Below are 26,841 nucleotides of genomic sequence, written 5' to 3' on the forward strand. Positions count from 1 at the left end.
TTTCATTATGTCTACAGTTGTTGATATTCACGCCCTCCAAACCCTGCCACCAAGCTTGATCAACCGCGACGACACCGGCGCACCGAAGACTGCCATTTTCGGTGGTGTACCTCGTCAGCGTGTGTCCTCGCAGTCATGGAAGCGAGCAATCCGCCGCTATGTCGAAGAAAACATAAGCGAGGACCTCATCGGCGAGCGCACCAAGCGCACCCCCGAACTAATTGCCAAAAAAGTTCATGAGCTGAACTCTGAGTGGGAATTGCCAAAGGCTGTTGAAGGCGTTGAAGCACTGTTCAAGGCTGCGAAGATCAAGCTCGTTGACGTGCCACAAAAGCAGGAAGAAGATCCAGACGTAGCTCCGGACGAAAAGCAGGATTTCACTGCTTACCCGCAAACCGGCTACTTGCTCTTTCTCAGTCCGCAACAGATTCAGCGTGCAGCCGAAGCTGTCATTGAAAAGGACGGAGAAAAGTTCTCCAAGAAGGAGGCGGAGGAGATTCTCGACACCAAGCACTCTATCGACATTGCAATGTTCGGTCGAATGCTCGCCGATGCTCCGACCTACAATGTTGATGCTTCGGTCCAGGTCGCACATGCGATCAGCGTCCACGAGACCCAACCGGAATTCGACTACTTTACAGCGGTAGACGATGTTGTTGAAGACGCTGAAGAATCAGGCGCAGGCATGATCGGCACTGTGCAAATGATGTCGTCAACGTTGTATCGCTTTGCGACGATTAACGTGGATGGCTTGGAAGATAATCTTGGCTCCGCACAGAACGCTCGCGAAGCTGTAGGTCATTTCCTCAAGGCATTTGTTGAGTCGATGCCGACTGGAAAGCAGAACACCTTCGCCAATAATACGTTGCCCGAGTTGGTCTACGTCGCGGTTCGAGACGGTCGTTCGGTAAGCCTGGTGAACGCTTTCGAAGAGCCAGTCTCGGGAACAAGTGATCAGGGGCGTCGCCGCGTAGCAGCGCAAAAGCTCGCCGACGAAGAACGCCAAGTGATTGAAACCTATGGCTTCAAGCCGAAGAAAGCTTTCGTGTTGTCTTTGGGAGATCTTGGGGAGGCCTTTGAAGGTATCGCGGAACCAACGAAACTCGACGATCTTGCAGAGCAGGTTCAAGCCGTGCTCGAGGAGAACTAAATCATGAGTTCGTCATTGTTACTTTTACTCAAGGGGCCGTTGCAATCGTGGGGTGATCAATCACGTTACGGCACTCGCGCAACAGCGTCGACCCCGACCAAATCTGGGATTGTCGGTATGGTTGCGGCTGCGCAAGGGCGGAGGCGAAGCGATCCGATTGAAGATCTTGCAGAGTTGAATTTTGCTGTGAGGATTGATCAATCTGGTGCATTGCTACGTGATTACCAAACTGCGCAGCCGTGGCAACGCGATCCTAACGGGTCGGCCTCGTTGGTTACTCGCTATTACCTGCAGGATGCAGCATTTGTTGCTGCAATCGAGGCACCTGATCGAGCATTGCTCGAGAATTTCCGGGATGCCTTAAACGACCCCAAGTATCCATTGTTTTTGGGCCGTCGATCCTGTCCGGCGCCTCCAAATCTGGTGCAGGGAATCGTCGACAAGCCTGCTGTCGATGCTCTTATGTCCCTAGATCAATGGTTCGCTACCGCATCGCATAAGCGGAGCAGGAATCGGACTGTTGAGTTACCGATATATCGGGACGCACTGCCTGGAGAAACCGGAGAGAAGCGTCAGGATGTCCCTGTCTCCTTCGATTCGGCGCATCGTCAATATAATTGGCGCGAGGTTGTTTATGCCGGTTCAAAGACGATAGAGAATGAATCCGGTTCGAGCACTGACCCATTCTTTGAAGCGGTGGTGTCGGTATGACCTCACTGACAAGGATTTTGATCAACCCAGCGAGGCGCCAGGGAAGAAAACTTCTTACCGACCCGCAATCGATGCACGCAGCTGTCAGGGCAGCTTTTCCTCCTGATCTGGATGAAAGCACTGGTCGAGTGCTGTGGCGCGTGGACAATAGGGATCACGAGCATGTGCTTTACATTGTTGGCAGCGAATTTCCAACCGCAGATCACATCGTTGAACAAGCTGGATGGACATCGCGTCCGCCACAAACAGCTGAGTATGATCGATTCCTCGCGAACCTCAAAAAGGGCCAGAAGTGGTGGTTTGAGTTAGTCGCGAACCCTACTTACAGCGAAAGCAGAGGTGAGGGGAAACGAGGCAAAGTCAAGGCCCATGTTTCGGCCAAACACCAATTGCAGTGGCTTCATGAAAAGTCCGAGGATGCGGGATTTTCGCTGGTCAAAGAGGGGCCCGGAGAAGCGACCATTATTGGACGCCAGGGCCTGAACTTCTACCGCAATTATGAGGCAGGAAAGAATAAGGTCCGGATTACTACAGCAAGATTTGAAGGGCAATTGGAAGTTAGCGACGCCGATAGCTTGCGTAAGACGCTGGTTTCTGGGATCGGTCGCGCCAAAGGTTATGGATGTGGGCTTTTGACGCTTGCACCGATAAAGGATTCTCATGGCTGAGACACCGAGCCAAGTACCCATTGCTCGTGTTTCGCTGGGGAGAATGGAAAACCGGATTTCCTTTCTATACGTCGAGCGAGCAGTGGTTCACCGAGACGGAAACGCGTTGACAGTGACTGATCAGCGTGGAACTGCACATGTCCCTGCTACTCAACTGGCCGCAATTTTGTTAGGGCCGGGTACGAGAACGACGTATGCGGCGATGGCTCTACTCGGAGACTCTGGTGTCACTTCAGTGTGGACCGGTGAAAAGGGTGTGCGCTATTACGCAAGCGGACGTCCCCCTGCTAAGAGCTCAAAAATGGCAGAAGCACAGGCGCGGATCTGGTCTAACCAAAGATCTCGCCTTGATTGTGCTCGCGCAATGTACCAAATGAGGTTCCCTGGAGAAGATGTTTCCACGCTCACCATGGCGCAGTTGCGTGGACGCGAGGGGGCCCGAATGAAAAAGGTGTACGCAGCCGAGGCCGAGAAATCCGGTGTGGATTGGTATCGACGAGATTACGATCCAAATGATTTTACTGGTTCTGATCCGGTGAATCAGGCGCTTACCGCTGGTGCTTCAGCTTTGTATGGTGTGGCTCATGCAGTAGTAGCGGGTCTCGGCTTTATACCTGCCCTTGGAATCATTCATACCGGCACAGATAGGTCGTTTGTCTATGACATTGCCGACCTATACAAAGCAGAGATTTCGATCCCGGCGGCGTTCGAAGCTGCTGCCGAGGACCGGATGAATGCAGGAACGCTAGTCCGAAGGAAAGTGCGTGACCGAATAGTTGAAACGCGGTTGATGCAACGAATGATTCGTGATCTTCAGAATCTAATGAAAATTCCTGAAGATGAGGCATACAGCGACGTTGATCTGATGTTGTGGAGCGAACTTGAAATTATTGCCGCAGGTGTGAATTGGGCGTCTGAAGGTGCTGATTAATCATGATTGTTCTTGTTGTAACGGCCTGCCCTGCAGGACTGCGTGGTGATTTAACCAAATGGCTGAGTGAGATCGCGCCTGGAGTGTTCGTAGGGCGCCCCGGGGCAAGAATTCGGGAGTTAATTTGGGAACACACGGTGGCACTCTGCAAGGACGGAAAAGCGCTTTTGGTCCAATCTTCGGACAACGAGCAAGGGATGGAAATTCGCACTCATAAACATGATTGGGAACCGACCGATTTTGATGGGTTGACCCTCATGGTTCGGCCAGACAAGAAGAATAAATCTGGGAAATCTTCTGAACGTAGAACTGGGTGGGCAACCGCAAGATACACGCGGAAGAAATAAATTGACCCGAGGTGTAGTTTTTCCAAGTCGTATCTAGAATGGGGTTTGGCTCCTTTAACTTGCTGGTCAGCAAGTGTGTTCCCCGCGCGAGCGGGGATGAGCCGGAAGGCAATGGAAGCGCTGTACCTGCCCCTCGGTGTTCCCCGCGCGAGCGGGGATGAGCCCGTAGTGCGGCTTCATCAAAACCACCCTTAGAGGTGTTCCCCGCGCGAGCGGGGATGAGCCCCACCTACACAAGGCTTATGGTGTGCCGTTGGTGTGTTCCCCGCGCGAGCGGGGATGAGCCCGGTATTCAGATGATCCGAGAGATCTATCCGCAGTGTTCCCCGCGCGAGCGGGGATGAGCCCCACTGCGAGCGTTAATGTTGCTGCTGATGGTTGTGTTCCCCGCGCGAGCGGGGATGAGCCGGCATTAGTTGTTCTCCTTCAAGAGGTTGGTTGGTGTTCCCCGCGCGAGCGGGGATGAGCCCCCACGACCCCGCAGGCCGCACAATCCGCCTACGTGTTCCCCGCGCGAGCGGGGATGAGCCCGGCGCTAAATTATGGTCCGTCGAAGCCCAATTGTGTTCCCCGCGCGAGCGGGGATGAGCCGGAACGCCTGATCGTCCGGTGTTACGCCTTCCTGTGTTCCCCGCGCGAGCGGGGATGAGCCCAAATCGCCACCATCATCACCCACAGTGGTGACGTGTTCCCCGCGCGAGCGGGGATGAGCCCATTTGACGCGGCACCCTTCAGCCCCGTAAAAGGTGTTCCCCGCGCGAGCGGGGATGAGCCCAAACGGTCACGGTCCAAATGCTCATACCGATAGTGTTCCCCGCGCGAGCGGGGATGAGCCGGCCAAGAAGAATCTTGTCAATAGTGTCAAGGCGTGTTCCCCGCGCGAGCGGGGATGAGCCCAGACTCAAAAGCGCGAGCAACCGTTGCGTTGAGTGTTCCCCGCGCGAGCGGGGATGAGCCGCCCATGCCCATGTAGTGGTTGTCAGGCAGTTGGTGTTCCCCGCGCGAGCGGGGATGAGCCCGGAGTGCCATCAGGGGCACCGAAGTCTAGACCGTGTTCCCCGCGCGAGCGGGGATGAGCCGTGACGGCCCTCAGGGGTGCCGAACACGTAAACGTGTTCCCCGCGCGAGCGGGGATGAGCCTGTATTGCACAGTGCCACCGGCGCAGGCGTAGAGTGTTCCCCGCGCGAGCGGGGATGAGCCCGCACAGCAGTGGTCGTACCCGCTGGGCAATCAGGTGTTCCCCGCGCGAGCGGGGATGAGCCCGGGTAACGCGGTGCCAACTTATGCAAATGCTCGTGTTCCCCGCGCGAGCGGGGATGAGCCGCTTCCGGCGCACCATCAACCAGACGGGCGATCGTGTTCCCCGCGCGAGCGGGGATGAGCCCGTCACTACTTGCCCTCCTTCGACAGAAGGATCGTGTTCCCCGCGCGAGCGGGGATGAGCCCTCTCGCATCGGAGAATCAGACAAATGAATGCCGTGTTCCCCGCGCGAGCGGGGATGAGCCCGTCCGAGCTTCCGCGCCGGGCCGAACAATATGGTGTTCCCCGCGCGAGCGGGGATGAGCCCAACAGCCCACACTCCCGGACGAGCGTGATTTCGTGTTCCCCGCGCGAGCGGGGATGAGCCCTCGGTAGCGTATCCATCCGCATCAGTTCCTGTGTGTTCCCCGCGCGAGCGGGGATGAGCCGGCATGGCTGAGCTGTACTACACCTCATTCATGGTGTTCCCCGCGCGAGCGGGGATGAGCCACTCGCGGGACATCTCGGCCGCAATGTCCTGCGGTGTTCCCCGCGCGAGCGGGGATGAGCCGATCACGAGCAAAGCATAATTCTTGCCGGACACGTGTTCCCCGCGCGAGCGGGGATGAGCCGGCCATCATGACTGCGGTGGGCATCATGGGTGGGTGTTCCCCGCGCGAGCGGGGATGAGCCCGAACTGCAGGAAACCAATGGCACGCACCAGAGGTGTTCCCCGCGCGAGCGGGGATGAGCCCCCTTTGGGCTCGCCGTCGTGACGGGCGAGCCTGTGTTCCCCGCGCGAGCGGGGATGAGCCCCAGCGGCAGTGTTCGACATGGCTATCAATGACGTGTTCCCCGCGCGAGCGGGGATGAGCCCTCCACCCACGCATGAGGATCAACGAACCCCAAGTGTTCCCCGCGCGAGCGGGGATGAGCCCACACGAACGAAGAAATGGAAAGACAGTACACAGTGTTCCCCGCGCGAGCGGGGATGAGCCCCTCATGTCCTACCGTGACCGCGTTAGTGTGTAGTGTTCCCCGCGCGAGCGGGGATGAGCCCCACTGCTCGAGAACCGCGCCCCGGATGATTGGGTGTTCCCCGCGCGAGCGGGGATGAGCCACCACCCATCACCAGACTCGGGCAGTTTCATTGGGTGTTCCCCGCGCGAGCGGGGATGAGCCGGAAACACCTTCACACCCTAAGAGAGAGACCAAGTGTTCCCCGCGCGAGCGGGGATGAGCCGGATCATAATGGGTGAAAGAGAAAACTGGTTTAGTGTTCCCCGCGCGAGCGGGGATGAGCCCAATCTGCTACACTCAATGCCGTAGCCAGTTGTGTGTTCCCCGCGCGAGCGGGGATGAGCCCGCCAGCAGCATCTGTAGCAGCTGTATTCGCTGGTGTTCCCCGCGCGAGCGGGGATGAGCCCTTCCTTCCTGATTTGGAAAATCAATAAACTTTGTGTTCCCCGCGCGAGCGGGGATGAGCCCGAAGTCTGAGGTGCCAGCAAGGTCCATCGCTTGTGTTCCCCGCGCGAGCGGGGATGAGCCGTCTGTGCGCCTGGCTGCTGGTCAGCCGCTGTCGTGTTCCCCGCGCGAGCGGGGATGAGCCCTGCGCTGCGTTCTGGAAGTCTTGCGCCGCAGCGTGTTCCCCGCGCGAGCGGGGATGAGCCCCCGCCAGACGGCAGGTTCGTATGGTCAAGTAGGTGTTCCCCGCGCGAGCGGGGATGAGCCCTGTGGGTTAGCCAGCATTTCAGCCACCGACAGGTGTTCCCCGCGCGAGCGGGGATGAGCCCAGGTACCTGCGGCGATGCAGGATGAAGTCTTTGTGTTCCCCGCGCGAGCGGGGATGAGCCAGTCGCGAAGGCTACCGAGGACGTTGCGAAGGCCGTGTTCCCCGCGCGAGCGGGGATGAGCCCCGGCTCGCGGACCAGATCGGATTGACCGCTGCGTGTTCCCCGCGCGAGCGGGGATGAGCCGACCATCGCTCCTTTGATCGCTGACTTCCGTTTGTGTTCCCCGCGCGAGCGGGGATGAGCCCCCATACTTGCGGGCTTCCTCAATGATGGGCCAGTGTTCCCCGCGCGAGCGGGGATGAGCCCTTATCGGAGGTTAAGTAATGCCAGCAGTGCAAGTGTTCCCCGCGCGAGCGGGGATGAGCCCAACACCAGAGCTGTTGAAGCGTTGCAGTGGTTGTGTTCCCCGCGCGAGCGGGGATGAGCCGATTAGCCCCAACGCCTGGAAGTCGACGGATTCGTGTTCCCCGCGCGAGCGGGGATGAGCCCGGCCGGCTACAACACCATCGATGAAAAGGCCTGTGTTCCCCGCGCGAGCGGGGATGAGCCGCGCCACGCCGACAGGCTCTTCTAGGAGGAATTGTGTTCCCCGCGCGAGCGGGGATGAGCCGCACTAGCCCCCCTGACCGCGCAGGTCACGGGGGTGTTCCCCGCGCGAGCGGGGATGAGCCCCATTCAGCGCACACCATCGGTTCGATTCCGATGTGTTCCCCGCGCGAGCGGGGATGAGCCCCAGTGTGTTCGGATCGCCCGCCTCAAACGTTTGTGTTCCCCGCGCGAGCGGGGATGAGCCCAGAAAAGACACTAGTGGACAATAGCGGACATGGTGTTCCCCGCGCGAGCGGGGATGAGCCCTGTCCGGTGAGCTGTACTTCCGCTTCGAAGTCGTGTTCCCCGCGCGAGCGGGGATGAGCCCATCTCGTAGCCAAGATTGTTCAGCGCCTTGTTGTGTTCCCCGCGCGAGCGGGGATGAGCCGCAGCCGGGTTGATCACTGGCAACGAGACCGAAGTGTTCCCCGCGCGAGCGGGGATGAGCCCGCATCGCTGCTTCAAATGTCGAGAACCCAATCGTGTTCCCCGCGCGAGCGGGGATGAGCCCCGCCCTCTCTGGGCACAAATTGGGCACGAATCGTGTTCCCCGCGCGAGCGGGGATGAGCCTGTTGGTGACGATCTCGAAGTCACTCTTCGTCGGTGTTCCCCGCGCGAGCGGGGATGAGCCGCCCTGCAACTGTTCGTGCACTGCCGACGTGGCGTGTTCCCCGCGCGAGCGGGGATGAGCCGAGTTCGCGACCATGTACGAAGCATGGGAGCGAGTGTTCCCCGCGCGAGCGGGGATGAGCCCCTGGCTATCGGAGTCGGCGCGCTGGGCGAGGAGTGTTCCCCGCGCGAGCGGGGATGAGCCTGTTGCTGGCCGGTTTGGTGGTGTGATGTTCCTGTGTTCCCCGCGCGAGCGGGGATGAGCCGCCCTCGTACACAGCTTGGAAAATCATCTTGATGTGTTCCCCGCGCGAGCGGGGATGAGCCTTCCTGGGGTTGTGAGCCACGCGTCAATCAGACGTGTTCCCCGCGCGAGCGGGGATGAGCCGGGAACACTGCAGTTGGCGAGCGCTGCCCAGATGTGTTCCCCGCGCGAGCGGGGATGAGCCCGACGCTCTCGATCACCTCACTGAATGCCTGAGGTGTTCCCCGCGCGAGCGGGGATGAGCCCATCACCCACATCAATCTTCACCGGGCTATCCGGTGTTCCCCGCGCGAGCGGGGATGAGCCGTCGATGTCAGTAGGCCTGCTGCTTCGGCATCGGTGTTCCCCGCGCGAGCGGGGATGAGCCTATTGGCACTGTGCTCGAGGCGTCTGAGGACGAGTGTTCCCCGCGCGAGCGGGGATGAGCCGCGGAAGATAAGGAAGCTGTCAGTTCTGGAAAGGTGTTCCCCGCGCGAGCGGGGATGAGCCCTTTCGATGGTGGGCGGGTGATCACACCGCCAAGTGTTCCCCGCGCGAGCGGGGATGAGCCGTTTATTTGAACTACGCGATTCTATACGGCATAGTGTTCCCCGCGCGAGCGGGGATGAGCCGCTTTGATTGCTGGACGTCGATTTTCTTTGCGAGTGTTCCCCGCGCGAGCGGGGATGAGCCGGCGGGTTGGCGGCCACGGAGCCGCCAGGCAGTGTGTTCCCCGCGCGAGCGGGGATGAGCCCGTGATTGGCTGGCCCAAGCGTGAGTTCGCCGAGTGTTCCCCGCGCGAGCGGGGATGAGCCGGAAACGAAGTGCCCACGGTTGAGGCCTTGAAGGTGTTCCCCGCGCGAGCGGGGATGAGCCGAAAAACACCACCTAGAGAGGCAAGAAAATGACCGTGTTCCCCGCGCGAGCGGGGATGAGCCCTACTAACCACCCCCCTATATAGGCCCCTATATAGGCACTGTGTCGTGTTCCCCGCGCGAGCGGGGATGAGCCGTCGTTCTCTGTGTCGAAGTTGTTGGAGACGATGTGTTCCCCGCGCGAGCGGGGATGAGCCGGACACCTGGAACGGAATCGTCGGACAGTGTCGGTGTTCCCCGCGCGAGCGGGGATGAGCCCGAAAATGACATCGATATCTATGAGGAAGATGAGTGTTCCCCGCGCGAGCGGGGATGAGCCTTGACCATGCCGGAAAAAGTCCCGCCAGTATTAGTGTTCCCCGCGCGAGCGGGGATGAGCCGCAGGAAAAGCGCGCCCACAGGTGGGCAGCTGAGTGTTCCCCGCGCGAGCGGGGATGAGCCCTATGCCCACTCTCCTCGATTCCTTGGCTCCATGTGTTCCCCGCGCGAGCGGGGATGAGCCCGAGTGGGCAGCCCGCGTCCCCTCCGGCGAAGCGTGTTCCCCGCGCGAGCGGGGATGAGCCCCCCGGACACACACTGTGTGCCGGGGTTTTGGCGTGTTCCCCGCGCGAGCGGGGATGAGCCCGAATCGGTAAAACCAAAACCGGATCCGATCCAGTGTTCCCCGCGCGAGCGGGGATGAGCCGTCGAAGCCGCCTGTCGTGGTGAGTGTGGTCGAGTGTTCCCCGCGCGAGCGGGGATGAGCCGCGTTTGGGCTTTTCGTGGCGCTCGCGACGGTCGTGTTCCCCGCGCGAGCGGGGATGAGCCCTTGACCGCAAGGTCGAGGACATGCACGCCAACGTGTTCCCCGCGCGAGCGGGGATGAGCCCCCCCGACCATCACGGTCAGGGGTTGTGTGGTTGTGTTCCCCGCGCGAGCGGGGATGAGCCGGGCTGTGGGGGCGTAGCACTCGACAAGAAACCGTGTTCCCCGCGCGAGCGGGGATGAGCCCACATCGGACAGCGTTTTCTGCCTAGTCATCGAGTGTTCCCCGCGCGAGCGGGGATGAGCCCACGGTCGTGTCCACGGTTGGTGGTGTGATCACGTGTTCCCCGCGCGAGCGGGGATGAGCCGGACTGGATTGTCGATGTGGTCTTTGGTGGCCTGTGTTCCCCGCGCGAGCGGGGATGAGCCGCGGTACATCGATACACAGGCCTCCCGTAATGAGTGTTCCCCGCGCGAGCGGGGATGAGCCCGCCATTCGCTGCTCTGGTCACCCGGTATTCTTGTGTTCCCCGCGCGAGCGGGGATGAGCCTACTGATGCCCACGCTTGCACTTATCCTGCAAAGTGTTCCCCGCGCGAGCGGGGATGAGCCCGCCATTCGCTGCTCTGGTCACCCGGTATTCTTGTGTTCCCCGCGCGAGCGGGGATGAGCCAGGCTTCGCCCACTCTCGGATCTTCCCGCCGATCGTGTTCCCCGCGCGAGCGGGGATGAGCCGATGGGTAAGTCGCTTGGTGTGACGCATGTTTTGTGTTCCCCGCGCGAGCGGGGATGAGCCCTGGTTTAATTTCCTGAGCGGTTGGGTGTCTAAGTGTTCCCCGCGCGAGCGGGGATGAGCCCCTGCTAGGCACTATTCTCACCTGGATCGCAATGTGTTCCCCGCGCGAGCGGGGATGAGCCGAGCTAGAAGACCGGACCATCGAGCAGGATGATGTGTTCCCCGCGCGAGCGGGGATGAGCCCGTTTTCGTTGGGAATTTCTGTCTCATACATGTGTGTTCCCCGCGCGAGCGGGGATGAGCCGGGCACGATCACCACGGTAAGCAAGACGTACGGGTGTTCCCCGCGCGAGCGGGGATGAGCCGTGTATCCCTCGTCGCGGGCGCGGGCGAGGGACGTGTTCCCCGCGCGAGCGGGGATGAGCCGACACCCCAGCCCCAGATCAACCATGGGACCCAGTGTTCCCCGCGCGAGCGGGGATGAGCCGTCATCGTCATGGACGACGAAAATAATCAACTTGTGTTCCCCGCGCGAGCGGGGATGAGCCCTACACCCTGAACATCTACAACTTGTCCGAAACGTGTTCCCCGCGCGAGCGGGGATGAGCCCAGGAGCAGCAGCATGACCACCTGGCTAGAAACGTGTTCCCCGCGCGAGCGGGGATGAGCCCGGTCATCGCCATTGCTCGCGCCTATGATCAATGTGTTCCCCGCGCGAGCGGGGATGAGCCGGCATTCCACATGTGCCCATACTCGGTGCATCCGTGTTCCCCGCGCGAGCGGGGATGAGCCCCAGACGCAGACAAATGGGAAGGCCTACTGCGCGTGTTCCCCGCGCGAGCGGGGATGAGCCGGTTGCAGCTGAGTTCGTTGCAGAGTGCTTAGCGTGTTCCCCGCGCGAGCGGGGATGAGCCCATCGGTTACCAGACCGATGCCGACAAGGTCGCGTGTTCCCCGCGCGAGCGGGGATGAGCCCAACAAGTTCTACCCACCACACAGAGAGGCAACGTGTTCCCCGCGCGAGCGGGGATGAGCCCGCTTTCAGCCGCCTGAGAACAGCACTCAACGAGTGTTCCCCGCGCGAGCGGGGATGAGCCCTCAGGCTTATTTGTCACCGCTTCCCGCGTCGTGTGTTCCCCGCGCGAGCGGGGATGAGCCCTCAGGCTTATTTGTCACCGCTTCCCGCGTCGTGTGTTCCCCGCGCGAGCGGGGATGAGCCCCTAGAAGAGCTAGCGGAGTTCATGGGTATCCGGTGTTCCCCGCGCGAGCGGGGATGAGCCCGAATCCACCACGAACTTACCCACGAATTCCCAGTGTTCCCCGCGCGAGCGGGGATGAGCCCCCACACCAGACCGGACGCGATAATGAGGATCGGTGTTCCCCGCGCGAGCGGGGATGAGCCCATGAGTCCGAAGCGCCTGGAGGAAGCGGCCGAGTGTTCCCCGCGCGAGCGGGGATGAGCCGAATATCCCTCGTCGCGGGCGCGGGCGAGGGACGTGTTCCCCGCGCGAGCGGGGATGAGCCGCGCAGACAATATGGAATACATGGACAACATGGTGTTCCCCGCGCGAGCGGGGATGAGCCGCCAGGACGATCAGCGTCGAGAGGATCGCCAGGGTGTTCCCCGCGCGAGCGGGGATGAGCCCGAAGCCATCGCGCAAGAGATTACCGCAATCCTGTGTTCCCCGCGCGAGCGGAGGACACTTTGGCCGAGGCAATTTCGAGCGGAAATATCCAGCCTCTGCCTCTTCGGACCACTTGTGCGTTTTACCGTTTTAAAAAAAGTCCGAAATTTAGTGTGAGCTCAACTCTGGACGTAGAGGTAACTGAATAACTTTCAGCCACCCCAAAGTACCCCCTGCTTTGGAAAATGGTTGACATATTAATCAGACAAGCCACCAGTTCCCTGGGCCTAAGCTGTCAAAAATTCGCCAGCCAAGATCCACCTGCAGTTTTCCCTGGTAAGGGTAGGCTTTCCAAGCTGGTAGCACCTCGGAAACAGGCTTACTTTTTAGTTTGTGAATTTTCTTATTGGCGGGATCCCCGCTCACCCTTTATTTGTCCACGCCGCCGTTGTCCTGATTCCACTCACTGCGCTTGTTCTTCTCGCTTGGGCATTCGTGCCTCGGTGGAAAGAGTCGTTCGCTATCCCAACACTGCTCGGTGGCATTGTCAGCTTCGTTGTTCTGATTCTTACTCGCCAGTCAGGTGAGGCCCTTCCGAAGGACCCTGGCATCCATGAGACCTATGCGGGTGCTTTCACAATCGCTGTGTTTCTGATGGTCGTCGCTATCATTGCTCTCTTCTGGGCCTACAAAAAGGGCAAGTGGAGCAATGGACTCGGATGGACGCTGCGTATCTTGGCAGCCATCTTCGCGGTGGCCGTGCTGGTTACTTCGGTGCTCACTGGGCATTCCGGTGCTGCGCTTGTGTGGCAGTAGTACACAAAGGACAGCCGCCCTATGCGGATTCAAATCATCCGGGTAGGGCGGTTTTGCAAACCTAGGGCCGCCAAAACCCACCCCGAAACGGGTAGCTGAGTAATAGGCAACATTGATACCTGGATAAATCAGTTGTAATCGTCATCCAGTAAAGAAGAGGTTTGCAATATGGTCAGTTCGGTTCTACTCATTTCTCTCGCGTTCACCGTGATAAGCGTCATAGTTCAAGCGATGTTCGTGCAACCTATGGAACCGATGGGGACTACTGAGTTCGTCGAAAGCCTGTCCTCACTCGTTCAATCGGCGTTCTAACAAGGAGTAAGTAACAATGGATTTTCTAGTTTATTTCGTTCAAACGTTCATTTCTTACGTTGTCATGTTCGGTACTTTATTCAGCAGCTGGTCCGTGTAGTCAATTTTCAGCAAAGTAGCTGCACCATAACTGGTATCTCAGTGGTCGCTGAAGATTCCGGTGCCACAATTGTGTAGCCCCAACCAAAAAGGCCGCCCGACTCGGATCCGCAACTTCCGGGTCGGGCGGCTTTTTCATGCCAAGCAACCTAGTAATAAAACGGGAACTGATCCCAGTTCGGTTCGCGCTTCTCCAAAAAGGCTTCCTTGCCTTCCACGGCCTCGTCGGTCATGTACGCCAGGCGGGTGGCTTCACCTGCGAAGACCTGCTGGCCCATCAGCCCGTCGTCGGTGAGGTTGAACGCAAACTTCAGCATGCGCTGTGCAGTAGGGGATTTGCCGTTGATTTCGCGGGCAACCTGGATGGCCTCGGCTTCCAGGTCGGCATGGTCGGCAACAATATTTACCGCACCCATGTGGTGCATGTCCTCTGCGCTGTAGGTGCGACCCAGGAAGAAGATCTCGCGGGCAAACTTCTGGCCCACCATCTTGGCCAGGTAAGCGGAGCCGTAACCGGCGTCGAAGGAGCCCACGTCGGCATCCGTTTGCTTGAAGCGCGCTTCCTGGCCCGAGGCGATGGTCAGATCGCAGATCACGTGTAGGGAGTGGCCACCGCCGGCAGCCCAGCCGTTCACCACGGCAATGACAACCTTCGGCATGGTGCGAATCAGGCGCTGCACCTCAAGGATGTGCAGGCGTCCTCCCTCGGCTTTGGCTCGGGCTTCGTCCACGGTGGAATCGTCGGCAAGCGCATCATTATGCTCATGCGTGGTGGCGTACTGGTAACCGGAACGACCGCGAATGCGCTGGTCACCGCCGGAACAAAAGGCCCAACCGCCGTCCTTCTCGCTCGGGCCATTGCCGGTGAGCAGGATGACGCCAACGGTTGGGTCGCGGCGCGCGTGGTCGAGGGCTTGGTAGAGCTCGTCGACGGTGTGGGGGCGAAACGCATTGCGCACCTCGGGGCGGTCGAAGGCGATGCGCACGGTGCCGTCCTTGCGCGCGGTGCCCACGTGGCGGTGGTAGGTGATATCGGTGAAATCGAAACCCTCTACCGTCTTCCACTGCGTGGGGTCGAAGGGCTGTTCCTTGGAATACGTCATGGGTCTGATTCTAGATGCCTTGCTGTACCCGAAATGCCGAAGGCGGAATTGGCCTACCATCGGCACTATGAAACTCTTGCTCACTTCGTTTCTTCATCCATCGATTCCCGAGTTTGTCTCAGGCAAGATCGCATATGTCGACGACGCCACGCGCTCCTTCGCCGACCAGCCGTTTGTCGATAACGAGCGCAAGCAGCTTCGCGAGATGGGCCTCGAGCTGATCAATCTGCCCATGGCCACCACTGATCCCGCTGATACCGCCCGGATTCTCGACGAAGTCGATGGCGTCTACGTCGCAGGCGGCGAGACCTACGATCTGCTCTACGTTCTGCGCAGCACCGGCAACTTTGACGTGCTCAAGGAGAAGGTCGAGGCGGGCCTACCATATATAGGTACAAGCGCCGGTTCCGTGCTCGCGGGCCCGGACATCGATTACGTGCGCCACTTGGACAACGCCGATATCGCCCCCGAGCTCACCGACTACACGGGCCTGGAACTGACCGAGTACGCCGTCGTGCCGCACGTGGGCGACAATCCGCCTTTCACCCTAGACATGTTTGCCCAGCTAGTGGGCACTTACGGCGCAGATTACAAGCTGGTGCTGCTCCGCGACGGGGAAGCGCTGCTCATCAACGATGGCCGCACGGAGTTGATCTAGGCTCTATATATGGTTTCCGTCGATGAGATTTTAGAGCGCGCCCACGTAGTCAGTTTGCCCATGGCGATGAAGTTCCGCGGGGTGACTCGTCGTGAAGCAATGCTCATCGACGGCCCCGCCGGCTGGGGCGAGTTCTCACCATTTCTCGAGTACGGGCCGCGCGAATCCGCCGCCTGGCTGCGCGCCGGGCTCGAAGCCGCCTTCGAGGGACTGCCCGAAGCACACGGATTCGTCGAGGTCAACGGCACAATCCCGGCCGTCCCTGCCGCCCAGGTCGCGTCGGTATTGGAGCGCTACCCCGGGGTGCGCACCTTCAAGATCAAGGTGGCAGAGCAAGGACAATCGCTTGACGACGACGTCGCCCGCGTGGAAGCCGTCCGCGCGCTTCGGCCGGACGCCGTGCTGCGCGTGGATGCCAACCGGGGCTGGAGCGTGGCCGAGGCCGTTGAGGCATCTCGACGTTTAGGTGAACTGGAATATATAGAGCAGCCCTGCGCCACGGTGGAGGAATTGGCGCAGGTCCGCGGGCTCGTCGATACGCCTATTGCTGCCGACGAATCGATCCGCAAAGCCGAGGACCCGTACCGCGTGGCCGAACTGGGTGCTGCGGATGTGGCTGTGGTGAAGGTCGCACCGCTGGGCGGGGTGCGCCGACTGATCCGACTAAGCGAGGAGCTAGGGCTCTCGCTGACTGTGGCCTCGGCGCTGGATACCGCGGTGGGAATCTACTCGGGTTTGGTGGCTGCGAAGCTGACCAATTCGCGCGCGGCCGGCCTGGCTACGCAGCGGTTATTCGTAGAAGACGTGGTCGAGCCCGCCGAGTTAGTCGATGGTGCTTTGGAGATTAAACCAGCGCACCCGGACCCGGAGCGATTGCACGATTTGCGTGCCACGCCCGAGCGCCGGGACTGGTGGTTTGAGCGTGTGCGACAGACGTATGGCGAGCTAGGAACTACGTAGTTTTCCCGCAGCGAATGAAAGCGTAACCGCGAGGAGGACGCCGACCAGCGGTGGGATGCCCCAACCGGTGATGCTGGCGAGGTAGGCGGCAGCGCTGGCGATGACGTAGACGGCAATGTTTGCAACCTGGAAGGAAGGCAGGACTGCTCCTTCGGGCATTTGGGTTTTTGACCATTTGGCCAGGTAATCGCCGATGATCACGCCGCCGAGCGGTGGCACAAACACGCCGAGCAATCCGAGGAATCCCACCAAGTGGTCTTGTACTCCGGCGACGGCTAGGGCGGTACCGATGATGGAGCCACCGATGATGAATGGGGTTTTGGACTTGTGATTGAACAGCGCAGCACCTGCAACACCGAAAGCGTAGGCGGTATCGGCGTTAGTCTTCCACAAGTTGCCGAAGAGCAGAAGGAGTCCGAGGGCGACCAATCCCAGCTGGTACAGGATGACTACGAAGTCTCCTTCACCGAAGGTAATGGCACCGATTGCGCCGAAGAAGATCATCAAACCATTGCCCACAAGGAATCCGATGAGGCAGGCGAACACTGCATCTCGTCCGCTGCGGGCGAAGCGAGTCCAGTTGGGAACCTGAGTACCGGCGGCCACGAACGTACCAACAACAGTGGTGATTGCTACTGATGCCGGCATTGAATTGGTTGGCTCGATGGCGAACAACCCTGCCCAGCCACCTGCTTCTTGAACGCAGAGGTACACAACCCACACCGCGAGGACTAGCATGAGTGGGGTGGTGGTTACCGATACCCAATACATTCCCTTGAATCCATAACACGCGGTCAGGCACATCAATGCGCTGGCGGCGAGCATGATAGCGACGACTGCCGCGCGCGATTCCCATCCGAAGGCCTCAGCGGTCAGCGAGCCGATCGTGCCGATGATTACTCCGTACCAGCCGATTTGGGTGCCACCGAGCAGGATGGATGCAAGTTTTGCGCCCTTTGTTCCTAGCGTGTAGCGCGACATTACTACTGTGGTTAAGCCTGTTCGCGCGCCAATCCAGCCAAGGATGGAAACGTAGGTGGTCAGAATCAATGAACCGCAGGTGATTACAAAGAGCAGTGTGGCGAAGTTGAAGGAAGTTCCGATTTCGGCTCCGGCGAGCATGGTCGGGGTAAACACCGTGAATCCCAACAGGACCATGGCTAGCGAAATGAACGAGTTCCTGGCGTGCTTGGGCACAGGGGTGACGGGGTAGTCGGGATCTACTGGGGCACTGGAGGCGGTGTGGCCGGTGGGGTCGGCCGCAGTTGCTGGAGCAGCACCCGTGTCTTCGGGTCTCAAAGTTGTACTCATCATAAATCCCATCGTGATAGCGGTGGAACACCACAAGAGGTGTTTTCTATTGACCTATTGAAAAGGTAGGTTTAACAATCCCTAAATAGTTTTAAACTGTCAACCGATAGAAATATGTTTCATGTCACCATTGGACCGGTCGACAGGTACGCCACCTGCCGTTAGAGTTTCTATCGAAATATAGTTTCTAGCAGGAAGGTGCAAGATATGAAGATCGTGAATGCTCGGCTGCGTGACCGAGAGGCAACTGGCAACCATGGGGAAGCGCTCTACGAAATTTTCATCAACGGAACCCGGATTGAAAAGGTTGTCCCACAATCGGTAGACGTCTCGCCAGAAATCGGTGAGGGGGACATCGACGCGGGAGGAAAACTTGTCACCGGCCAATTCGTCGAGGCGCACATTCACCTGGACTACGCCTTCACTGCAGGTCAACCTCGGGTCAACGAATCGGGCACCTTGTTCGAGGCGATCGAAATTTGGCGTGAGCGAAAGGAACTCGGTCTCCACAATGCCGAAGCGATCCGAGAAAACGCCTTGAAGGCAGCCAAGATGGCGGCATCTCATGGAGTTGGCTTCATCCGCTCGCACGTCGACGTAACTGATCCCGAATTAATTGCGTTGGACACCCTGCTGGAGGTGAAAGAAGACATTGCCCCGTGGATGGAGCTGCAGCTGGTTGCCTTCCCGCAGAACGGTATCTACGCCTACCCGGGTGGAGACGAACTGATGAAGCGCGCCGTAAGCAAAGGTGCTGACGTGATCGGCGGAATCCCGCACCTCGAGCCGACGCGGGAAGCGGGCGTGGAATCGGTGAAGTTCTCCTTCGAGCTTGCCGAAAAACACGGATTGCCAGTGGATATCCACTGCGACGAAATCGACGATGCCCAGTCGCGCTTCATCGAAGTGATGGCGGCCGAGGCAACTCAGCGCTCAATGGGCGCCGAAACTGTGGTCTCCCACGCCGTGGCCATGGGGTACTACGAACCTGGCTACCTCGGCCGACTTTTGCCAAAGCTGAAAAATGCTGGCCTGAGCTTTGCTATCGCTCCCAACGAAAACCTGCACCTCCAGGGCCGTGGCTTCCACAATCCTGTCCCTCGCGGAGTTGCCCCGGTAAAAACACTCACCGATTGGGAAATTCCCGTTAGTTTCTGCCAGGATTCCATCTCCGATCCGTGGTACCCCATGGGCAGTGGCGATCCCCTACGAGTCCTGGACTCCGGTCTCCACGTCGGGCACATGCTGGACAAGGAACACCTTGCCAACAGCCTCGACCACATCACGTATAACCCTGCTGGAAATCTGGGTATCCAAGACGATTACGGTGTCCGCGAGGGCGCACGAGCGAACCTAATAGTTCTTGACGCCACCTCGGATCAGGAGGCAATCCAGTATCAAGCCGACGTCCTGGTAAGCATCCACGACGGTACGACTGTCTTTACCCGTGAGCCGGAACACACTCAGTGGCAAGTGTAATGGTCAGCTACTACAGGTCCGCGTATGCACAGCTAGATTTTGGCGCGCGTACAGGTTCGCCGGAGATCGCTGGGTAAGGTTCAACCCATGAATGATCAGACTCGTCAATTTGGTGTGCCCGACAGGGACCCGAACAGGGACTCAGACCGCGACCAGGGCCAGCGCGGTGACGCGGGCCAGCAGCGTCCGCGGCAGGTCTTCCCCGACCAGTCTCAATCGGAGACGCGCTACCAGGCGTCCTACCAGCCGGAATACGAAACCCGCTATGGCTCGCAGCAGTCCAACGCGGGCTACGAGCCTTATGACGAGCCGTACCGCCCCGAAGATTACAACGCTAATTACAACGACGACTACAACTACCAAGACCAATCCAAACAGTCCGGCGGCCGTGGCTCAATGATCCTTGGCATCCTTCTCGCCCTCGCCGTTCTCGCAGGCATTGTCCTGTTCTTCATGTGGCGAGGTGCCGCCGACAAGGCAAATCAGCCGCCTCCCGCGCCGGTAACCGTGACCCAGACCCAGACGTCCACGGAAACCACTACCCGCAACTCGCCGATCATCCCAACGAGCATCATTCCGCGCGATGACCAGGGCAATCCGCAGGTCCCGACCCAGATCCCCACCGAGATTCCTACCGAAATCCCGCCGGCCGTCACCAGCGGCGCGCAAGAGGCACAAAACTGGATCGATGGTCTGATCGGCGACCTCCAGGGGCAGCTTCAGGGACAGTAGTAAGCTTGTGCGCATGCCTGATTCGCAGCCCAACTCCATGGACCTTGCCACGCACGTTGCCAGCCACCTCGCCCGCAACCTCACCGACGTAGTCATCAGTCCAGGTTCGCGGAACTCGCCCCTTACTTTGGCACTGCTTGCACGCAAGGATCTGCGAGTACATGTGCGTATCGACGAACGCAGCGCCGCCTTTACCGCACTCGGAATCGCGCGCGTCCAGCGTCGTCACGTGGGTGTGGTCACGACTTCGGGAACCGCCGTTGCGAACACGCTTCCCGCGGTCGTCGAGGCCCACATGTCGCATACCCCGCTGGCCATCATCAGCGCGGACCGGCCGGAGCGCCTGCTGGGCACCGGTGCCTCCCAAACCATCTGGCAAGAAGGCATCTTCGGCCGCTACGCACAGACGCAGCAGATTACCTCAGTAGATGATTCCATCAGCTTTGACGCAGATCAGGTGCACCTCAACGTCGCCCTTGATACTCCGCTGACTCCTGCGGAACTTCCGGCACCAGTTGGCGAGCCGCGCCGGGTTGGACCCGGTCGCCTGGATTCACAAGTGAGCTTCATCGATCACGGTGAAGTAGAGGTGGACCTGAACAAGGACACCCTGGTTATCGCAGGTGACGAAGCCTGGGAAGTTCCCGGCCTCGAGTACGTTCCTACCATTGCCGAGCCCACCGCGTATACCCCTTATCACCAGGTGCATCCTTTGGCTGCGCAGTTCTTCGCCCAGCCTGAGGTTGCTGTTAGCCACGATGGTGGGGATTTCTCTGCGTCCACGAAGCCGGACCAGGTCATCGTCGTTGGACATCCCACGTTGCACCGCGATGTGATGGCCTTGTTGGCCGACCCCGAAATCACCGTCATCGGGCTCTCGCGCACCGATACCTTCACCGGGCAGCCTGATATCCGCGGCTCCCGCGTGAAAGTCACGGGCCAATCCTCCGATCACTGGATCAAGGTGTGCGAGGCGGCCGGCGAGGTCGGAGCAAACACTGTTCGCGACGTACTAGAGAACAAGGAATTCGGTTTCACCGGGCTCCACGTTGCAGCAGCTGTGGCCGATACCTTGGCGGTGGGCGATACCTTCGTCGTCGGCTCGTCGAATCCCGTGCGTGATGCCAGCCTGGTCGGCCTACCTTTCGACGGCGTGTCTACCTATTCTGCCCGCGGAGCCGCAGGCATCGATGGCACAGTCTCCCAAGCCGTCGGCATCGCGCTGGCAACGCAAGAGCTACAGCCCGACGAAATCCGGGCACCACGCACCATCGCACTGTTGGGAGATCTTACTTTCTTGCACGACGTGAATGGTCTACTGATTGGGCCTGACGAACCGCGCCCGGGCAATCTGACCATCGTGGTGGCCAACGACAACGGTGGTGGCATTTTCGAAACCCTTGAGGTCGGAGCGCCCGAGCTGCGTGGCTCTTTTGAGCGTGGCTTTGGAACCTCCCACGAGGTCGACCTGGAAGCCCTGGCCGAAGCCTATGGCGTGGCGTATGAAAAGGCGACCTCGCTGCAGGAGCTTTTGGAGCACCTGATGGACGACGTTGAAGCACCCGAACCTATCACCATCATCGAGGCCGTGACTACCCGAGAGACCCGTCGCGCGCTGGCAGAAAGCTTGAAAAAGTAGTGGTGCGCCGCAGGCTTCGGCAGCTGATATTGGTGCTCTACGCAGCAGCCATGATCGGTGCCGTGGGCATGGTTGTGGGGCCGGCTTTAAACGACGCCACGATCATGAGCGACCCCGGTCGAGGCATGGCTACCGTGACTGGCGTGACCCCAATCCGCACTGCGGTGGATTATCAGGACGAAGAAGGCCGCTATCATTCGCCACCCACGGGCTTGCTCTATCCCACAGGACTAGGACAAGGTCAACAAGTCTGGGTCACCTATGCCAAATCCAATCCAGAATTGGTTAAAGTAGAAGGGCGAAAGTGGACGCTTTCCATCATCCCGGCTTTGTCGGTCGCCGTTGTATCAACGCTGTTGGCGGTGCTTGCGTGGTGGGGCGTGGAATCGTCCCAGCGGAAACATCGAGCAAAGCATGAGGAACACCCTAAGAAACATGGTGAACACGAAATATAATGTTCATCTAACGTTTCCTCAAGGTATAGTGCTCGTTGAACTTCATAGGAGATGATGGCGCCTATGCGTGTCGGTATCGTTGCTGAATCTTTTCTCCCCAGCATTAACGGGGTAACTAACTCGGTGTTGCGTGTGCTCGAACACCTCAAAGCACACGGGCACGAGGCAATAGTTGTAGCTCCAGGGGCGCGGGACCACAAAGAAGAAGTCCCAGACTATCTTGGTTTCCCCATCGTTCGAGTTCCTACGGTAAAAATCCCTATGGTTGATTCGCTGCCAATTGGTGTTCCTACCCTGGCCGTGCGCGAAGCACTCGCAGAGTTTAAACCGGATATCGTTCACCTTGCCAGCCCATTTGTCCTCGGTGGGGCAGGCGCAGTGGCAGCCCGCCAGCTGCGGCTTCCGGCGGTTGCGCTGTACCAAACAGACGTTGCTGGGTTTGCCACCAAGTACAACGCACCGGGATTGGGCACCGTGATTTGGGATTGGACCCGCACGCTCCACAACATGACGCAAATGACGCTCGCGCCTTCGTCGTTAGCTATTGCGGAGCTGGAAAAGCACGGGATTAAGAATGTGCGTCACTGGGGCAGGGGAGTCGATGCCAAGCTCTTCCACCCAGAAAAGCGCTCGCAGGAACTGAGGCGTCAGTGGGATCCCACAGGGCGAAAGAAGATTGTTGGCTTTGTGGGGCGCCTCGCCGCGGAAAAGGGTGTGGCGCGCCTGAAGCCACTGGATAACCGCAGTGACATTCAGCTGGTGATCGTGGGTGCCGGGCCTGAAAGTCAAGCGCTGCAGACCGCTCTGCCCGGGGCAATCTTTACTGGCGGTCTCAAGGGCGAGGAACTGGCACGCGCCTACGCCAGCCTGGATCTGTTCGTGCACACCGGCGAGTTTGAAACTTTCTGCCAAGCAATTCAGGAAGCCCAGGCCTCTGGTGTTCCTACTATCGGCCCTCGTGCCGGCGGTCCGGTGGATCTGATCCAAGACGGCTATAACGGCTACTTGTTGGATGTGGACACCTTCGAGCAGGACCTCCCAGCCGCGGCGGAGTGGCTTTTGGATGATTCGCGCCACCGTGAGCTTTGCCTTAATGCCCGCGCATCGGTAGAGAACAAGACCTGGGAGGCCCTGGGAGATCAGCTTCTGGGCTATTACGACGAAGTGCTCGAGGGCGCAAGCCGAGTACCTTTGACTTACTTTGGTCAGATCCCAGAGTTGCCCAATTGGGCGGCCCGCGCACTCGGCGCACGACAGGCTGCATAGCTAGGTAGCTAGTTTGGGTATCCGTTAGACTCGGTTTCTATGGCCAAGGCAGATTTAGACAAGAAACCCTTCGACGTTGCAGGAATGTTCGACGATGTGGGCAAAAACTACGACATCACGAACACGATTCTGTCCTTTGGCCAGGACCGAGTCTGGCGCAAACGCACCCGCGAGCGCCTCAACTTGAAGCCAGGCCAGAAAGTCCTCGACCTGGCTGCCGGTACCGCCGTGTCCACCGAAGAGCTGGCGAAGTCCGGTGCATGGTGCGTAGCCTGTGATTTCTCACAGGGCATGCTGCAGGCCGGCAAGGAGCGCGACGTACCGAAGGTCGTGGGCGATGCGATGCAGCTGCCTTTCGCCGACAACACCTTCGACGCCGTGACCATTTCTTATGGTCTGCGCAACATCCACGATTACCGCCAAGGCCTGCGCGAAATGGCGCGAGTGACCAAGCCAGGCGGCACCTTGGTGGTCAGCGAATTCTCCACGCCCATCGTGCCAATCTTTTCCACGGTGTACAAGGAATACCTGATGCGCGCGCTGCCGGCGATTGCCAAATTGGTCTCCTCCAACGGTGAGGCCTACGAGTACCTGGCAGAATCCATCCGTGCCTGGCCAGACCAGGAAGAACTAGCCGCTGAGATCAATGCCAACGGCTGGGAAGACTGCGGCTGGCAAAACCTCACGCTGGGTATTGTGGCAAACCACGCGGCTACGAAGCCTCGTTAATTAATGGTTAATCAATTACTGCACAGACCACAGGGGGGTATCGCGGCGGATCTTGCTAATGACAGATCCCGCGCCACGCCACGCACGAGCGATGAGATCGCGGTCCTCGTCGGTAATTAAGTTGCCCATCAACCGGGCAGCTGCGGGCATGAGTACCGCGCCCACGGGCCCGCGCAGGGCGATTGGTCCTGCGAATGGCAGGAACTGTGGGTACGTCAATAAGCGAGCTGCCGTACGCGCGAGCACAAAGGCTTCCCCGTAGGTGCCGCGGAGTGCAAGAGGCCACGTCAGTGTGAAATCGGTCACTTGTTTCAGCATGTCCACAGCCATGATGGCGGTTTCTAGGCCGTAATCAATGCCCTCGCCGTTGAGCGGGTTGACGCAGGCAGCCGCGTCGCCGATGAGCATCCAGTTGCCGCCAGCCACGTTGGACACGGCACCACCCATGGGCAACATTGCCGAGGTGACGTGCTGTTCTGGGCCGAGCTGCCATTCATTGCGCACGTAGTCGGCATAGGCGGAAAGCAACTTTTTGGTGTTGATCTTGGCTGGTCGCTCCGCTGTAGAAAGTGCGCCGCAGCCGAGATTGACGTGGCCATCGCCGAGCGGGAAGATCCAGCCGTAGCCTGGCTGAATTTCCCCGCTGTCGTCGCGAAGCTCTACGTGCGAATGCATCCATGGCTCCTGATCAAGAGGCGAGGTGCAATACGAGCGTGCGGCGATGCCGTACACCTCGTCGCGATGCCACTGCCTGCCCAAAAGCTTGCCGAAAGGCGAGCGCACGCCGTCGGCGACGATGACCCATTTCGGGCGCACGGTGCCCTTCGGGGTGATAATCGCGGAGATTTTTCCGCCGTCGAACTCGACGTCCTCGGCGGCACACCCTTGCCAGACCTCGGCGCCGGCGTCGCGCGCGGCATCGACGAGTGCTGCGTCGAAAACCATGCGAGGGCTTGCGCTACCCTCGGTGCCGAAATGGCCATCTGGCCACGGGGCGGTGACGGATCCGCCGTATCCGTGGAGCTTCAATCCGTTGCTGCGGTACTCGGGAAGGACGTGGTCAACGCCCAATTCCTTTAAAGAGTGGACTGCGCGGGGAGTGAGGCCATCGCCGCAAGTTTTATCGCGGGGGAAGGTCGCTGCGTCCAAGAGAAGGGTGTCAATGCCAGCTCGTGCGGCGGCTAAAGCGGCTGCCGCTCCCGAAGGTCCGGCACCAACAACAACCAATTCTCGTATTTCGCTCACTCGGTCTATTGTGCCAGAGGGTTTAAAATAACACCCTTGAGTGTGAGGTGTGAGTTCTCTGGACTACGGTGGAGTGCAATAATTGCCTAAACTACTCAGGTATCTTCAGCACGTATAAAAGCACCAAAGCACAAGGACCGTATTGATGACTTTCGGCACTACCCCCTCTCCTCGCAATGTGTCGAGCGTGGATCTCGGCGACGCAGACCTCACAGCGCGCATCAATGAAGGTATGCAGAAAGTAGAAAATCTGCTGGTGGAGGAGCTCTCTGTGGGCTCTGAATTTGTTACGGAAAAGGTCTTGCACCTAGCCAAGGCTGGTGGCAAGCGCTTCCGTCCGATGATGACTTTGCTGGCCAGCGAGTTCGGCCCGAACCCTGGCTCAGAGAACGTGATTAAGGCGGCAACAGTCGTCGAGATGGTGCATCTGGCCACCCTATATCACGACGATGTGATGGACGAGGCCGATATGCGCCGAGGAGTGGAATCGGCGAATTCTAGGTGGGGCAACTCGGTGGCCATACTGGCCGGTGACATCTTGCTCTCTCACACCTCGCGGTTGATGAGTCAGCTGGACACAGATACCGTGCGCCACTTCTCCGAGACCTTCGGCAAGCTTGTTACAGGCCAGATGCGCGAAACTATCGGCCCCGAGGGCTCCGACCCCGTCGAGCACTACATGAAGGTGATCGAGGAGAAAACGGGCGTCCTGATCGCCTCCGCGGGCTATCTGGGTTCGAAGCATTCGGGCGCGCCCGACGAGTACGTGGACGCCCTGTACAACATCGGCGGCGCCATCGGCATGATCTTCCAGATCATCGACGATGTGATTGATATCTATTCCGACACCAAAGACTCCGGCAAGACACCCGGCACAGACCTCCGCGAGGGCGTATTCACCCTCCCAGTGCTCTATGCACTCGAGGACGACTCAGAGGCCGGGGAAGAGCTTCGGGGGATGCTTACAGGCCCGCTTCACGACGACGCCGACGTCGAACGCGCCCTGACGCTTTTGGCACAGACAGACGGCAAGGCACGCTCGCTGGAAGTGGTCCGCCACTACCTCAGCATTGTCGACGACGAAATTGCCCGCCTGCCACAGATCCCTGCCACCGACGCGCTGCGAATGCTTGCTCGCTACACCATCGATAGGGTGGGGTAGGAGTTAGAAAATATAGCCTCTGAGCAGCCGATTTGCACATCACTAGGGAGGCTGTTGTAAGGTAGTCCTCGCACTTAAAAATGCATTGCCAGGTTGTCCGAGTGGCCAAAGGAAGCGGATTGTAAATCCGCCGGCGTATGCCTTCAGAAGTTCGAATCTTCTACCTGGCACCACCTAAGATCCACTGCGAAAGCAGTGGATCTTTTTTGTTGTCTGCAGGGTTGTGCGGTGGCTGTGGGTGGAGCAGGAAATCGTCGTAAAGCTGCTTTGCGCAAAGCGATGAATATGCGTTGCTTAAACGTGCTGAAAACCCGTACTGACCAGACGATTTGTGTTCTATACGCGTTGCGGGTTAATCTTTCTAAGGCTTCAACGGAGCGGGACAAACAAAGTCCTAAACCAGAGGCTGTGCCCCCTTAGCTCAGTCGGTAGAGCGTTTCCATGGTAAGGAAAAGGTCAGCAGTTCGATTCTGCTAGGGGGCTCTGCTGTTTGTCTGGTACTTTTCAGGCGGACATCATGGCGGTGTAGCTCAGCTGGTGAGAGCGCGCGACTCATAATCGCGAGGTCGAGAGTTCAAGTCTCTCCACCGCTACAACTGCCCAAAGCGAATG

General features: G+C 59.4%; 18 protein-coding genes, 3 tRNA genes and 1 CRISPR repeat array. Of the genes, 18 read left to right on the top strand and 3 right to left on the bottom strand.

All coding sequences use genetic code 11. The features are described from left to right. The first annotated feature begins 7 nt into the window (after positions 1–7). The 6 genes from cas7e (at position 8) to ACXZ66_RS02510 (ending at position 13,079) form a co-directional block, all read left to right on the top strand. Positions 8–1,150, top strand: a complete 1,143-nt coding sequence (gene cas7e, locus ACXZ66_RS02485; protein WP_458750263.1) for a type I-E CRISPR-associated protein Cas7/Cse4/CasC — start codon at positions 8–10, stop codon at positions 1,148–1,150. A gap of 3 nt (positions 1,151–1,153) precedes the next feature. Then, positions 1,154–1,861, top strand: a complete 708-nt coding sequence (cas5e, locus tag ACXZ66_RS02490) for a type I-E CRISPR-associated protein Cas5/CasD (protein WP_458750265.1) — start codon at positions 1,154–1,156, stop codon at positions 1,859–1,861. Beyond that, complete coding sequence (gene cas6e / locus ACXZ66_RS02495; RefSeq protein ID WP_458750266.1) at positions 1,858–2,529, top strand: type I-E CRISPR-associated protein Cas6/Cse3/CasE; 672 nt, start codon at positions 1,858–1,860, stop codon at positions 2,527–2,529. The genes cas5e and cas6e overlap by 4 nt, the downstream gene beginning before the upstream one ends. Next, on the top strand, positions 2,522–3,460 hold the full coding sequence (gene cas1e / locus ACXZ66_RS02500) for a type I-E CRISPR-associated endonuclease Cas1e (RefSeq protein ID WP_458750268.1): 939 nt from the start codon (positions 2,522–2,524) through the stop codon (positions 3,458–3,460). Before cas6e ends, cas1e begins: the two co-directional genes overlap by 8 nt. Positions 3,461–3,462: 2 nt before the next feature. Next, entirely contained in the window at positions 3,463–3,807 is a 345-nt protein-coding gene (gene cas2e / locus ACXZ66_RS02505) for a type I-E CRISPR-associated endoribonuclease Cas2e (RefSeq protein WP_458750269.1), read from the top strand. A gap of 75 nt (positions 3,808–3,882) precedes the next feature. After that, positions 3,883–12,283: a CRISPR direct-repeat array (repeat unit 28 nt; unit sequence GTGTTCCCCGCGCGAGCGGGGATGAGCC). 373 nt (positions 12,284–12,656) lie between these two features. Further along, positions 12,657–13,079, top strand: a complete 423-nt coding sequence (locus ACXZ66_RS02510) for a DUF2231 domain-containing protein (RefSeq protein ID WP_458750271.1) — start codon at positions 12,657–12,659, stop codon at positions 13,077–13,079. A 560-nt stretch (positions 13,080–13,639) separates the two neighbouring features. Here the strand turns inward: ACXZ66_RS02510 and ACXZ66_RS02515 are convergent. Then, the gene (locus ACXZ66_RS02515) at positions 13,640–14,593 is read right to left on the bottom strand and encodes a 1,4-dihydroxy-2-naphthoyl-CoA synthase (RefSeq protein ID WP_458750272.1); all 954 of its coding nucleotides are present in this window, start codon (positions 14,591–14,593) and stop codon (positions 13,640–13,642) included. 67 nt (positions 14,594–14,660) lie between these two features. Here ACXZ66_RS02515 and ACXZ66_RS02520 point away from each other — a divergent pair, with 67 nt between their 5' ends. Together ACXZ66_RS02520 and ACXZ66_RS02525 are read left to right on the top strand one after the other, a co-directional pair. After that, positions 14,661–15,251, top strand: coding sequence for a Type 1 glutamine amidotransferase-like domain-containing protein (locus ACXZ66_RS02520; protein ID WP_458750273.1), 591 nt, complete (start codon positions 14,661–14,663; stop codon positions 15,249–15,251). Positions 15,252–15,260: 9 nt separating this feature from the next. Further along, complete coding sequence (locus ACXZ66_RS02525; RefSeq protein WP_458750274.1) at positions 15,261–16,211, top strand: o-succinylbenzoate synthase; 951 nt, start codon at positions 15,261–15,263, stop codon at positions 16,209–16,211. Here ACXZ66_RS02525 and codB read toward each other — a convergent pair. Next, a complete protein-coding gene (codB, locus tag ACXZ66_RS02530; RefSeq protein ID WP_458750276.1) occupies positions 16,197–17,525 on the bottom strand; it encodes a cytosine permease in 1,329 nt (442 codons plus the stop codon). The two genes, ACXZ66_RS02525 and codB, sit on opposite strands and share 15 nt — an antisense overlap. Positions 17,526–17,729: 204 nt before the next feature. Here codB and ACXZ66_RS02535 point away from each other — a divergent pair, with 204 nt between their 5' ends. From ACXZ66_RS02535 to ACXZ66_RS02560, 6 genes are all read left to right on the top strand, one after another. After that, positions 17,730–19,001: an amidohydrolase family protein gene (locus ACXZ66_RS02535; protein WP_458750277.1), complete on the top strand. Its 1,272-nt coding sequence runs from the start codon at positions 17,730–17,732 to the stop codon at positions 18,999–19,001. 87 nt (positions 19,002–19,088) lie between these two features. After that, entirely contained in the window at positions 19,089–19,733 is a 645-nt protein-coding gene (locus ACXZ66_RS02540) for a hypothetical protein (protein WP_458750278.1), read from the top strand. A 13-nt stretch (positions 19,734–19,746) separates the two neighbouring features. After that, positions 19,747–21,372: a 2-succinyl-5-enolpyruvyl-6-hydroxy-3-cyclohexene-1-carboxylic-acid synthase gene (gene menD / locus ACXZ66_RS02545; RefSeq protein ID WP_458750280.1), complete on the top strand. Its 1,626-nt coding sequence runs from the start codon at positions 19,747–19,749 to the stop codon at positions 21,370–21,372. Further along, the gene (locus tag ACXZ66_RS02550) at positions 21,372–21,827 is read left to right on the top strand and encodes a DUF3592 domain-containing protein (protein WP_458750282.1); all 456 of its coding nucleotides are present in this window, start codon (positions 21,372–21,374) and stop codon (positions 21,825–21,827) included. Before menD ends, ACXZ66_RS02550 begins: the two co-directional genes overlap by 1 nt. Positions 21,828–21,890: 63 nt before the next feature. Then, positions 21,891–23,093: a glycosyltransferase family 4 protein gene (locus ACXZ66_RS02555; RefSeq protein ID WP_458750283.1), complete on the top strand. Its 1,203-nt coding sequence runs from the start codon at positions 21,891–21,893 to the stop codon at positions 23,091–23,093. Positions 23,094–23,132: 39 nt separating this feature from the next. Then, a complete protein-coding gene (locus ACXZ66_RS02560; protein WP_458750285.1) occupies positions 23,133–23,822 on the top strand; it encodes a demethylmenaquinone methyltransferase in 690 nt (229 codons plus the stop codon). Between the two features lie 15 nt (positions 23,823–23,837). Here the strand turns inward: ACXZ66_RS02560 and ACXZ66_RS02565 are convergent, their stop codons facing one another. Beyond that, positions 23,838–25,076: a geranylgeranyl reductase family protein gene (locus tag ACXZ66_RS02565; RefSeq protein ID WP_458751242.1), complete on the bottom strand. Its 1,239-nt coding sequence runs from the start codon at positions 25,074–25,076 to the stop codon at positions 23,838–23,840. A gap of 136 nt (positions 25,077–25,212) precedes the next feature. Between ACXZ66_RS02565 and ACXZ66_RS02570 the strand changes: the two genes are divergently transcribed. From ACXZ66_RS02570 to ACXZ66_RS02585, 4 genes are all read left to right on the top strand, one after another. Next, positions 25,213–26,229: a polyprenyl synthetase family protein gene (locus tag ACXZ66_RS02570; protein ID WP_458750287.1), complete on the top strand. Its 1,017-nt coding sequence runs from the start codon at positions 25,213–25,215 to the stop codon at positions 26,227–26,229. A gap of 87 nt (positions 26,230–26,316) precedes the next feature. Continuing rightward, a tRNA-Tyr gene (locus ACXZ66_RS02575) sits at positions 26,317–26,402 on the top strand. A 237-nt stretch (positions 26,403–26,639) separates the two neighbouring features. Further along, a tRNA-Thr gene (locus ACXZ66_RS02580) sits at positions 26,640–26,712 on the top strand. Between the two features lie 36 nt (positions 26,713–26,748). Continuing rightward, positions 26,749–26,822: transfer RNA gene (locus ACXZ66_RS02585), tRNA-Met, on the top strand. Positions 26,823–26,841: the final 19 nt, after the last annotated feature.

This window comes from Corynebacterium sp. S7, from assembly GCF_054401105.1.

Coding starts and splice junctions, on each gene's coding strand:
- ACXZ66_RS02535 (WP_458750277.1), top strand. CDS start 17,730: ATGAAGATCGTGAATGCTCGGCTGCGTGACCGAGAGGCAACTGGCAAC.
- ACXZ66_RS02570 (WP_458750287.1), top strand. CDS start 25,213: ATGACTTTCGGCACTACCCCCTCTCCTCGCAATGTGTCGAGCGTGGAT.
- cas5e (WP_458750265.1), top strand. CDS start 1,154: ATGAGTTCGTCATTGTTACTTTTACTCAAGGGGCCGTTGCAATCGTGG.
- ACXZ66_RS02555 (WP_458750283.1), top strand. CDS start 21,891: ATGCGTGTCGGTATCGTTGCTGAATCTTTTCTCCCCAGCATTAACGGG.
- ACXZ66_RS02560 (WP_458750285.1), top strand. CDS start 23,133: ATGGCCAAGGCAGATTTAGACAAGAAACCCTTCGACGTTGCAGGAATG.
- ACXZ66_RS02520 (WP_458750273.1), top strand. CDS start 14,661: ATGAAACTCTTGCTCACTTCGTTTCTTCATCCATCGATTCCCGAGTTT.
- codB (WP_458750276.1), bottom strand. CDS start 17,525: ATGATGAGTACAACTTTGAGACCCGAAGACACGGGTGCTGCTCCAGCA.
- cas2e (WP_458750269.1), top strand. CDS start 3,463: ATGATTGTTCTTGTTGTAACGGCCTGCCCTGCAGGACTGCGTGGTGAT.
- menD (WP_458750280.1), top strand. CDS start 19,747: ATGCCTGATTCGCAGCCCAACTCCATGGACCTTGCCACGCACGTTGCC.
- cas7e (WP_458750263.1), top strand. CDS start 8: ATGTCTACAGTTGTTGATATTCACGCCCTCCAAACCCTGCCACCAAGC.
- ACXZ66_RS02525 (WP_458750274.1), top strand. CDS start 15,261: ATGGTTTCCGTCGATGAGATTTTAGAGCGCGCCCACGTAGTCAGTTTG.
- cas1e (WP_458750268.1), top strand. CDS start 2,522: ATGGCTGAGACACCGAGCCAAGTACCCATTGCTCGTGTTTCGCTGGGG.
- cas6e (WP_458750266.1), top strand. CDS start 1,858: ATGACCTCACTGACAAGGATTTTGATCAACCCAGCGAGGCGCCAGGGA.
- ACXZ66_RS02515 (WP_458750272.1), bottom strand. CDS start 14,593: ATGACGTATTCCAAGGAACAGCCCTTCGACCCCACGCAGTGGAAGACG.
- ACXZ66_RS02540 (WP_458750278.1), top strand. CDS start 19,089: ATGAATGATCAGACTCGTCAATTTGGTGTGCCCGACAGGGACCCGAAC.